We start from the raw sequence: 10,662 nt of genomic DNA, 5'->3' as shown, positions 1-10,662 counted from the left end.
TCATGAACGCGCAGCATACGGACAGTACGAATTCGGCCACTCCGCTGCTCCGGCTGCACCTTTTCGGCGGTTTCACCGCGACTCGTGACAGCGGTCCGGCACCTGCCGAGCGCTGGCCTCGCCCCAGCGCCCAGACCCTGGTGAAGCTGCTCGCCGTCGCTCCCGAGCACCAGCTCCACCGTGAGCAGGCCATGGACGTCTGCTGGCCCGACGCCGACCGGCAGTCCGCGACCGGCAGTCTGCGCGTCGCCCTGCACGCCGCGCGCCGCGCCCTCGAACCCGAACTCCCGCCGCGCGCAGCCTCCTCGTACCTGATATCCGACGGCACCCTGCTGCGGCTGCACCCGGCGACCGTACGGATCGACGCGGACGACGCCGAGACGTCGGCGCGGACCGCGCTCGCCTCCCGGGACCCCGGCGCGCTCGCCGCCGCCCTGGGCCTGTTCGCCGGGGAACTGCTCCCCGAGGATCGCTACGCGAGCTGGGTGCAGTCCCGCCGCGACCACCTCGTCGCCCTCCGGGAGGAGGTGCTGCTCGCGCTCGCCGCCGCACACCTGGCACAAGGCTCCCTCAGCGAGGCGGTCGCCGTGGCCGAGCGGGTGCTCGCCGCCAGCCCGGCCGAGGAACTCGCCCACCGCGTCGTCATCGACGCCTCGCTGCGCCAGGGACTGCGCCGCCGAGCCGTGCACCAGTACCACGTCTGCCGGGCCGCCCTCGACGCCGAACTCGGCGTGCGTCCCGGCCCCGAGACCGAGCGACTGCACCAGGCGGCCCTGGACGCGGCCCCCGCCGCCGCGCCCGGCGCGCCGACGCTGCCCGCGCTGCTGCGGACCCCAGCGACGGCGCCGCTGCGCGGCCGGGACGAACTTCTGGCCCGGCTGCTGGCCGAGGGCGGGCCGCCGGTGACCTTGCTCACCGGCGAGGCAGGTGTCGGCAAGACCCGGCTGGCCGGTGAGACGGCGCGGCGGGCCGCCGGGGCGGGGGCCGCCGTGCTGTGGGGAGGCGGGCACGACGCGGAGGGACACACGCCGTACGGGGCGTTCGCCGAGGCGCTGGAGGGCTGGCTCGCCGACCGGGACGCCGGGGAGCGGGCCCGGGTCGGCGCCGAATACCCCGAACTGGCCGCGTTCCTGCCGTCGCTGGGCCGCGTGCGCGACGGCTACCGGCGCAGCCCCGAGGAGGAGCGCGACCGGCTGTTCCGGGCCGCGTCGGCGCTGCTCGGCGAACTCGCCGCGGCCCGGCCGGTGCTGGTGGTCCTGGACGATCTGCACGCCGCCGACGAGGGCTCGTACCAGCTGCTGAGCCATCTCGCGCGACGGGCCGCCGGCACGGGGACGGCACTGCGCTTCCTGGTGACGTACCGGGAGGAGGAAGTGCCCGAGGGCGATGGACGGCGCCTCGCACTCGCCCAGCTGATCCGTCAACGGCTGCTCGTACGGGAGGTGTTGGCACGGCTCGACCGGGATGCCTGCCTGGCCGTGGTGCGCGACGCCGCGCCGCAGCCGGGCCCGGAGGACCGGCTCGGCCGGGTGTGGGAGCTCTCTCTCGGCAACCCACTGTTCGCCCTGGAGCTGGCCCGCGGCCTGGCTGACGGTCCGCCGGGTGCCGAATCCCCCGACGGAGTACGGCAGTTGGTGGGGGAGCGGCTGGGCAGGCTCGGGCCGCGGACCCGCCGGGTCGTCGAGGCGCTGTCCGCCGCGGGCGGCGAGGCCGCGCTGACCGAGCTGCTGGACGTCGCCGCACACGGGCTGCGTCCCGCCGTCGACGCCGCGGCCGCCGCCGACGCGATCGAGGACGCCATCGGCGCCGCGATCATCGAGGAGCGCAAGGTCGTCGTGGCCGGACGGGCCGAGGCCGGGCTCGCGTTCCGGCACCCACTCGTCCGCCTCACCTGCTATGAACAGCTCTCCACGATCCGGCGCCGGCAGCTGCACGGCGCGTTTGCCCACGCGGTGCTCCGTCGCCGGCCCGACGCAGTCGACGCGCTCGCCTCGCACTTCGAACGTGCCGACGACCCGCGCGCGGCCGAGTACCTGCGCCGCGCCGCCGAGCGGGCGGCGGCCGTGTACGCCAACGACAGCGCCGACCGCTACTACCGTGATCTCGTGGCGCGCATCGACGTGGACGCCGCCCGCGCCCGGCTCGCGCACAGTGAAGTACTGCGCAGAATGGGCCACTTCAGCCGGGCGGCCGACGCGCTGGGGCTCGCGCTCGCCGAGTTCGTGCGGCGCGGTGACCACCACGACGCGGTGCTCGCGGCGGCGCGGCTCGCCGAGACACTCGTCAAGACGGGCGCCCTCGAAACCGGCCTCGAGGTCCTGGACGCCCATCCGGTGGCCGAGGCCACCGCGCCCGAGCCGGCCGCCACCCACTACCTCGCCCTGTCCGTCATCCGCTGCGTGCAAGGGCGGTACGAAGACGGGGACACGGCCGCGCGCCACGCCCTCGCGGCCGCACGGCGGGTGCCCGGAGCCTCGGGACAGGGGCTCACCGCCCGCGCCTACGCCCTGCGGGCCGGCAACCTGGGCCTGGCCGGCCGCTTCGACCAGGCCCGCGAGGAGGGCGATCGGGCGCTGGCGCCGGCCGAGGCGTACGGCGATCCGACGCTGCTCGGTTCGGTCCTGTCGACCCTGCGGGAGAACGCGCGACGCGCCGGCCGGCTGCGCGAAGCCGTCGGCACCGGAGAGCGCGCGCTCGACCTCGCCGAGCAGTCCGGAGATCCCACGGCCGCCGCGTTCGAGCGGGCGAACCTCGCCGAACTGCACCTGCTGCTGGAGGAGCCCGAGACGGCCCGCACCCTCGCCGAGGCGGCGGTGGCCGGTGCCGACCCGGACGGTGCCTGGTGTCTGCCGTACGCGCTGGCGACGCTGGCCCGGGTGCGGATGCGGGAGGGTGCGACGGCGGACGCCGACGCGCTCCTGGACCGTGCCGAGGCGTCCGCAGGCGAACGCGGCGACCGGCAGGCCGGTCACGAGGTGCGTACGGCACGTGCCGAACTCGCCCTGTGCACGCACCGCCCGCACGAGGCGCTGCGGACCCTCGACGGCTTCGCGGACGACGCGCCGGTCCTGGTGGCCTGGGGCGAACTCTTCTCGGGGCGGGCGGAGTCCGCACGACGGATCGCGCTCGCGGAGGTCCGGCGAGCGGGTCGGACGGGCGAGCGTCTGGCCGAGGCGGAGGCAAGGGTCGCCCTCGCCGTCTCCCTGGCCGGGCTCCGGCGGACGGAGGAGGCCGACGAGGCGCTCACGCGGGCCGAGTCGCTGGCATCGACGCTGCCGTATCCGGCCGGGAGCCGACGCGCGGCCGCCGCGCGCGGTCTGATGTATGACGGCGGTGCGGTGGACGGCGAAGGAGCGAGGGTCTTCCTGTAGTTCGGGCTCGTCGCAGCATGACCAGCCCGATTCGGGGGGGCGCGCTCGGCACGGTGCGGGTGCCCGGCGGACACCCGCACCGTGCCGAGAGCGGGGCGCGGCCGACGGCCCCCCACCGGATTCCGTCAGACGGGGAGCCGCTCCAGCAGTCCCGTGAAATCCGTGCCGGGCGGCAGCGTTCCGAAGGCGAGGCCCCGGTCCCCGGAGAGACGCGACGCGCAGAACGCGTCGGCGACCGCGGCCGGCGCGTGCCGGACCAGCAGCGAGCCCTGGAGCACCAGGGCCGCCCGCTCGATGACACGGCGGGCGCGCAGCGGAGCGTCCTCGGTCAGCACGAGTTCGCCCTGCAACTCCCGCCAGGCGGTGTCGAGTCGGTGATCGGCACCGGCCGCCGCCTCGATCTCGGCACGGAACGCCTCCAGCGACTCGGGCTCCCGCGCCAGGGCGCGCAGCATGTCGAGGGCGTTGACGTTGCCGGAGCCTTCCCAGATGCCGTTGAGCGGGGCCTCGCGGTAGAGGCGCGGCATGCCTGAGGCCTCGTCATATCCGTTGCCGCCGAGGCATTCCAGGGCCTCGGCGACGGCGGCGGGCTGACGCTTGCACACCCAGTACTTGCCGACCGCCGTGGCTAGACGCAGGAACGCACGCTCCTGGGCGTCGCCGCGCTGGGCCCGGTCGGTGGCCCCGGCCAGCCGCAGCGCGAGCGTGGTCGCGGCCTCCGACTCCAGGCCCAGGTCGGCCAGTACATTGCGCATCAGGGGCTGGTCCACGAGCCTGGCGCCGAACACCGTGCGGTGGCGTGCGTGGTGGGCGGCCTGGGCGAGTGCGGCGCGGGTCCCGGAGGCGGAGCCGAGCACGCAGTCGAGCCGGGTCATGGTGACCATGTCGATGATGGTGCGCACACCCTTGCCCTCGTCCCCGACGAGCCAGGCCACGGTGTCGTCGAACTCGGGCTCGCTGCTCGCGTTGGAGCGGTTGCCCAGCTTGTCCTTGAGCCGCTGGATGCGGAAGGTGTTGCGGCTGCCGTCGGGCAGGACACGCGGCACGAGGAAGCAGGACAGTCCGCCCGGTGCCTGCGCGAGGACGAGGAACAGATCGTTCATCGGCGCGCTGGTGAACCACTTGTGCCCGCGCAACCGCCAGGTCCCGTCGGGCTGTTCGGCGGCCGTGGTCGTGTTGGCGCGCACATCGGTGCCGCCCTGCTTCTCCGTCATGCCCATTCCCGCGAGCAGGCCGCGCTTGCCGGCGGGGGCACGCAGACCGGGGTCGTAGACACGGCTGGTGAGCAACGGCTCGTACGTCTTGGCGAGGTCGGGGGTGTGGCGCAGCGCCGGGACCACCGCGTACGTCATGGACACGGGGCAGCCGTGTCCGGCCTCGGCGCTGCTCCACACCATGAACCCGGCGGCGCGCGCCACGTGCGCGCCCTCGCGCGCGTCGGCCCAGGCGCTGCCGCCGAGGCCCTCGCCGATCGCCACGTCCATCAGCGCGTGGTACGAGGGGTGGAAGTCGACCTCGTCGACGCGGTGGCCGTAGCGGTCGTGGGTGCGCAGCACCGGCTCGTACCGGTTCGCCTCCTCCGCCCAGCGCTGCACCTGCTCGCTGCCCGTGCGGCGGCCGAGCCGGTGCAGGTCGTCCAGGTACCAGGCGGCACCCTCGCGGCGCACGCCCTCGATCAGCACCGGGTCCTCGGCGACGTCGTGCCCGGCCAACGGCGGCGGCTGGTTGGTCACTTCGTGCGTCACGGCGGCAGGGTGGCTGCGTGGTGCGGGCGTGGACATCGGGCCTCCTGGGAGCGGGGTCGGGTCAGACGGACGGGGCGCCCGCGCAGCGCAGGGCCATGGCCCTGAGCTCTGCGAGGAGCTCGTCGGTGGCGTCTTCGTCGGGTGCGCCGAGCGGGTCGACGAGCACCTCGCCGATCGCGCCGGTGAGCGCGGCGGCGGTGATCTCGCCGTTCTGGGCGGGCAGCAGTCCCGCCGTCATGCCTTCGTGGACCACTTCCGCGAACAGGGCGCGGTACCGGCGGCGGAAGTCGAGACGCTCGGCGCCGACCGCGGGTTCGGCCGGCGCGGCGAGCAGGGCGTAGGCAAGTCCGCGGTTCTCCAGCGCGCGACGGGCGAAGACCTCCACGCCATGGGCGAGCCGTTCCACGGCGGTGCCGGGTCCGTCGAGTACTTGCCCCAGCACCTCCACCTCGCGTCCGGCCGCGCGCCGGAACACCTCGACGGCGAGGGCCGACTTGGACGGGAAGTGCTGGTAGACCGAGCCTGCCGCGATCCCCGCCGAGTCGGCGACAGCGGTCACCGACGCCTGCGACCAGCCCACCTCGGCGACGACCGCGGTGGCGCAGGCCACGAGGTGGTCCCGGGCGGCTTCGAGCCGTCGGACTTCGGCGGGGGTCTTGCGATAGGGCATGCAAGAAGTGAACCATCATTCAGAGTTTCCCGCTACGGTCGTGAACCCGGCCCGACTCGTCCGGGGAGCTGACGCCGCCGGGCCGACGCGCGAGCACGTATCTGTCCGAGCCGCGGGGCAGTACGGCGGGAGGGGCGTCCACGGACGGGGATACGTCGTGGGCCCGGCCCGCACCGCCGATCAGGCGGTGCGGGCCGGGCCGACAAGTGGCGATGTCCCGTCAGGCTCGGGTCGACACCGGTGCCGGCGCGGCCACGGAGGCAGGTCCGGTTCCCGGAGCGGACTCGGCGGCGATGCGCCGCAGGTGGTACGTCCGCAGCCGCAGGGTGCACCAGATGCCGATGACGGAGACCGCCATGAGCGCGACCGCCGGGGGCCAGTAGGCGCCTCCGGCCAGGGACGACAGCCAGACCGCGGTGACCGGTGCGAAGCCGGCGAAGACCAGGTTGCAGATCTGGTAGGAGAGCGAGATACCGGTGTAGCGGACGTGCGGGGCGAACCCGTCGGCCAGGATGGCGGCGATCGGCCCGTACAGCGCGGACATCACCAGGCGCATGGCGAGCATCATCAGGTAGGTCAGTACGACGCTTCCGCCGTCCATGACCATGAACTGCGGGATCGCGAGCAGTACGACTCCCACGAGGCCCGCGACGACGACCTTGTGGGCGCCGATCCGGTCGCCCAGAAGCGACAGGAACGGGGTGACCACGAGTTCCAGGAACGCGGCCAGGGTGAGGCCGTTGAGGAGCATGGACTCGGACAGGTGCAGGTCGTCGGTGCCGTAGGAGAGCAGGTAGCTGGTCACGACGTAGTAGCCGCCGGTCGCGGTGGCCAGCGCGAACACGCCCGTGAGGACCGTCTTCCAGCTCTTGTGCAGCACCTCGGCGACGGGCAGCCTGCGATCGCCCTGCTCGGCCCGCTCGGCGTGGACGTCGTCCATCACCGGGGAGTCCTCCAGCTTGGTGCGCACCACCAGGCCGATGACGACGAGGACCGCGGAGGCGAGGAAGGGCACACGCCATCCCCAGCTGTCGAACGCCTGGTCCCCGAAGAGGTTCATCAGACTGAAGGCGCCGGTGGAGAGCAGGGCGCCGACGGAGGAGCCGAGCTGCGCGAAGGAGCCGAAGAACGTGGCTTTGCCCTCGGGCGCGTTCTCGACGGCGATGAGCACAGCGCCGCCCCATTCGCCACCGATCGCGATTCCCTGGACGAGGCGGAGCGTGATCAGCAGGACGGGGGACAGGACGCCGACCTGTTCGTAGGTGGGCAGCAGACCGATCGCGAACGACGCGATGCCCATCATCAGGAGCGTGATGACCAGGGTCTTCTTGCGGCCGACGCGGTCGCCGATGTGGCCGAAGACGATGCCGCCGAGCGGGCGCAGCAGGAAGCCGACGGCGAAGGTCGCGAAGGAGGAGATGGTCTTCAGGGCCGTCGGCATGTCGGCGGGGAAGAAGACGTCGTCGAACACGATCGCCGCTGCGGTGGCGAAGGCGTAGAAGTCGTACCACTCGATGGACGTGCCGGCCAGGGCGGCGAGGGCCGATCTGAACGGGCTCTGCGGTGTGCGTGGGGTGGTGCGGTCCGACATGGGGACCTCCGGCGGGAAGCGGACTGGGGACAGGAGAAGGGGCCGGACCCGGTGACGGGGCCGGGCACCCGAGGCGGAGCGACGGGGCGCCGGACCGGGAACCGAGGTCCGGAACACCCGTGGTGAAGCGACGGGACACGCGGGCGGGGGAGCGGACCACGGGTGGTGTCCACCCGCGCGTGTCCGGTCGGGCGGCGCCGACGCGCTCGCCGGCCGGATCGCGGACGGGAGCGTCGGGCGCCGCGCCGGAGGTCAGCGGCCCGGGGCGGTCCAGGCCAGGCTGCCGCCGACCCAGGTCTCGCGGACGCGGACACCGGTCAGTTCCTCGGCGGGAACGGTCAGCGGGTCGGTGTCGAGGACGGTGAAGTCGGCGAGCAGGCCCGGCGCGAGGGCCCCGACCGCCTTCTCGCGGTGCAGCGCGCTCGCCGCCGCAGCGGTGTGGGCGTGCAGTCCGGCGCCGACCGGCAGCCGCAGGGACTCCTCGCCCAGGACGGTGCCGAGCACGGTGCGGCGGGTCGCGGCGGCGGCGACCGCCTCCAGCGGGGCGGGCGGCGCGACGGGCGCGTCGGAGGAGAAGACGACCGGGACGCCCACCTCGGCGCAGCGGCCGGCCGGGTTGTAGCGGTGGCCCAGGTCGCCGACGGCGGTCAGCGTGCCGTCGCCGGTGCGCAGATGGTGCTGCGGCTGCATGACCGGGACGACACCGAGCGCTCCCATGCGGTCGATCTGCTCGTCGGTGGGCAGTCCGCAGTGCTCGATGCGGTGACGCATGCCGGGGCGCGGCCGGTCGGCCTGCGCCTTCTCGATCGCGTCGAGCACCATGCCGATGGCGTACGGGGACTGGGCGTGGGTGGCGGTCTGCAGGCCGGCCGCGTGGGCGCGGCGCACGATGTCCGCGTACTCCTCGACCGAGTGGTACAGCTGGCCGTGGTGACAGCAGTCGGCGGCGTACCCCTCCGGGAAGTAGGCGGTCCAGCCGCCGAGCGTGCCGTCGGCGTAGAACTTCACGCCCTGCACACGGAATCGGTCGTCGCCGAAGCCTCGTACGGCGCCCAGTTCCAGCGCGGTGTCGAGCAGCGCGGAGGTCAGATAGGCGGACACCCGCATGCGCAGGCTGCCGTCGGCGTGGGCGCGCAGGTACGTCTCCATCTCCCGGCGTGAGACCTGGGCGTCGCCGATCGTGGTGACGCCCGCGGCGAGGAAGACCTCCTGGGCGCGCAGCAGGTGGTCCGCCATGATCTCGTCGGGCTCGGAGAGATGGAAGTTCGGTCCGTGGTTGCCGATCTTCACCCCCGCCGGGCCGGTGAGGAGGTCGCAGGCCGCGTCCCACAGCTGGCCGTCGGGCTCGCCGCCGGGGAAGCGGCCGATGCTGCCGCCCTCGGGGGACGGGGTGCCCGCGGTGATGCCGCAGGTGCGCAGGGTACGGGAGTTGACGACGCCGCCGTGGCCGGAGGCGTTCATCACGTAGACCTCACGGTCGTCGGCCACGCGGTCCAGGTCGTGGCAGGTGGGATGGCGGCGTTCGGCGAGTCGGCGGTGTTCGTAACCGAAGCCGCGGACCGGAACACCGGCGGGCAGGGTGCGGGCGGCCTCACGCAGCACGTCGACCATCGTGTCGATGTTCGGTACGCGCTCGGGACGGAGGTCGACCCAGGCGAGAGCCTGCCCGTACATCACCGGGTGGCAGTGCGCGTCGACGAATCCGGGGTGCACGAGGCCGCCGTCCAGGGCGAGTTCCTCGTCGACCCGGCCGAGCGAGGCGCGGGCGTCCTCGACGGTGCCGACGTGGACGATGCGATCGCCGCGCACGGCCAGCGCCTCGGCACGTACCGGCGTGCCGGCGGCGGCGACGGCGGCACCGGTGACGAGCAGGGTGCGCTCGGAGGACTCGGGGGGACGGGGCATGGCAGGCCTGCTTTCGACCGGGGAGGTACAGGAGAGCGTCGACAGACGATTCGACTCGCTGAACCATAAAGAGCGAACGACTGATTGACCATAGGGTCAGTGGAAGAAGTTTCGTAAGGTCGAATCGCCTTTTGACTTACGTATCGACTGTCGATGCTCTGGCGCTGGTGCCGATCGGTCTCCTCGCGTTGTCGCGCTCGCCCTTCGTGCGCCGCCCCGGTGGCCCTCGTGCGCCGCCCCGGTCACCCTTCGTGCGTCGCCCCGCTCGCCCCTCAGGCGGTCCGCGGTCCGAGGTCGTACCGCTCCTTGACCAGCTCCAGGTGCAGCCAGCTCTCCAGCTCGCGCACCTCGGGCAGAGCGCGCATGTCCTCCAGCGTGGCGCGCACCGCGCCGAACGACTCCGCCGTGATGGTGCCGACCAGCTCCGCGCGGCCCAGGCAGGTCGACAGGAACGTGACCCGCTCGAACTTCGCCACCTGCTCGGCCACGGGTGCGGCCTGTCCGGCCACCCGCAGGCTGAACCCGCAGAGGTAGCCCATGCCCAGCACGTCGGGCCGGACCAGCGCGACCACCTTGGCCACGCCGCCGTCCAGCAGCCGCAGGGTCCGCGAACGGGTCGCGCCGGCGGACAGTCCGACGCGTCCCGCCAGTTCCGCGAAGGGCAGCCGCCCGTCCTCCTCCAGCTCGGCGAGGATGCGGTCGTCCAGCGCGTCCTGCAGGGCGACCGTGGGCTCCTCGGGCAACAGGTACGGATCCTTCACGTGCCGGGTCGCCACCAGTGGATCCACGCTGCGGACCCCGGGCAGGGCGCGGATGCGCTCGATGGTCCGCTCCAGTTCGGCGAAGCCGGCCGTGCGCAGTTCCGTCATGATCGACCGTCGTCCGCTGGTCAGCGTCACGAACGGGGCCTCGGGGAGTGTGGCGATCTCCCGTGCGACCGGGGCGGCTGGGCCGTCGGTGTCGATGGCCAGATGGGCCGAGGCGGTCAGTCGCCGCACGGCCGGATGCACGATGGCCACGACGCGCACGGCCCCCGACTCCTGGAGCCGCTGGACCCGCATGCGGGTCGCCGGACGGGACAGGCCGACCCGCTGGGCGAGCGTCTCGTATGTCAGACGGCCGTCCGTCTGCAGCTCCCGCACGATCGACAGATCGGTCTCGTCGAGATCCACGTGAAGGTCCCCTCCGTTGGCTCGTTCTCCGCCCGGCCCCGGGGGCCGGCGGTTGTTCGCTCATTGTCGGTCAGTCGGCAGGGCGCCCCGGCATCGCCGGACGAGGCCGTCGGGTTGCCGCCAGGACCACCATCTCATCCGGGCTGGACAATGCCTGCAGCCGAAACGTAGGTTCAGTGCGGCATTGACGATCGAATCATTGATGGAG

The 10,662-nt window shown here is 73.5% G+C and carries 6 protein-coding genes; 1 reads left to right on the top strand and 5 read right to left on the bottom strand.

Annotated features, from left to right (window positions below; all coding sequences use genetic code 11):
* The first annotated feature begins 2 nt into the window (after nt 1–2).
* Complete coding sequence (locus tag ACSYGO_RS02425; protein WP_460385627.1) at nt 3–3,371, top strand: ATP-binding protein; 3,369 nt, start codon at nt 3–5, stop codon at nt 3,369–3,371.
* 125 nt (nt 3,372–3,496) lie between these two features.
* On the opposite strand, the gene ACSYGO_RS02420 is transcribed toward ACSYGO_RS02425, so the two are convergent.
* The 5 genes from ACSYGO_RS02420 to ACSYGO_RS02400 all read right to left on the bottom strand — a co-directional run bounded on the left by ACSYGO_RS02420 (nt 3,497) and on the right by ACSYGO_RS02400 (nt 10,454).
* On the bottom strand, nt 3,497–5,152 hold the full coding sequence (locus ACSYGO_RS02420; RefSeq protein WP_426681384.1) for an acyl-CoA dehydrogenase family protein: 1,656 nt from the start codon (nt 5,150–5,152) through the stop codon (nt 3,497–3,499).
* A 25-nt stretch (nt 5,153–5,177) separates the two neighbouring features.
* Nucleotides 5,178–5,786, bottom strand: coding sequence for a TetR/AcrR family transcriptional regulator (locus ACSYGO_RS02415; RefSeq protein WP_426681383.1), 609 nt, complete (start codon nt 5,784–5,786; stop codon nt 5,178–5,180).
* Nucleotides 5,787–6,006: 220 nt separating this feature from the next.
* A complete protein-coding gene (locus ACSYGO_RS02410; protein WP_460385626.1) occupies nt 6,007–7,377 on the bottom strand; it encodes an MFS transporter in 1,371 nt (456 codons plus the stop codon).
* 252 nt (nt 7,378–7,629) lie between these two features.
* Nucleotides 7,630–9,282 (bottom strand): amidohydrolase, encoded by a 1,653-nt coding sequence (locus ACSYGO_RS02405; protein ID WP_460385625.1) that lies wholly within the window; start codon nt 9,280–9,282, stop codon nt 7,630–7,632.
* A 272-nt stretch (nt 9,283–9,554) separates the two neighbouring features.
* The gene (locus ACSYGO_RS02400; protein WP_460385624.1) at nt 9,555–10,454 is read right to left on the bottom strand and encodes an Lrp/AsnC family transcriptional regulator; all 900 of its coding nucleotides are present in this window, start codon (nt 10,452–10,454) and stop codon (nt 9,555–9,557) included.
* Nucleotides 10,455–10,662 lie beyond the last annotated feature (208 nt).

It is taken from the genome of Streptomyces krungchingensis (assembly GCF_054729265.1).
This window is presented reverse-complemented; position numbering and strand designations above follow the sequence as displayed.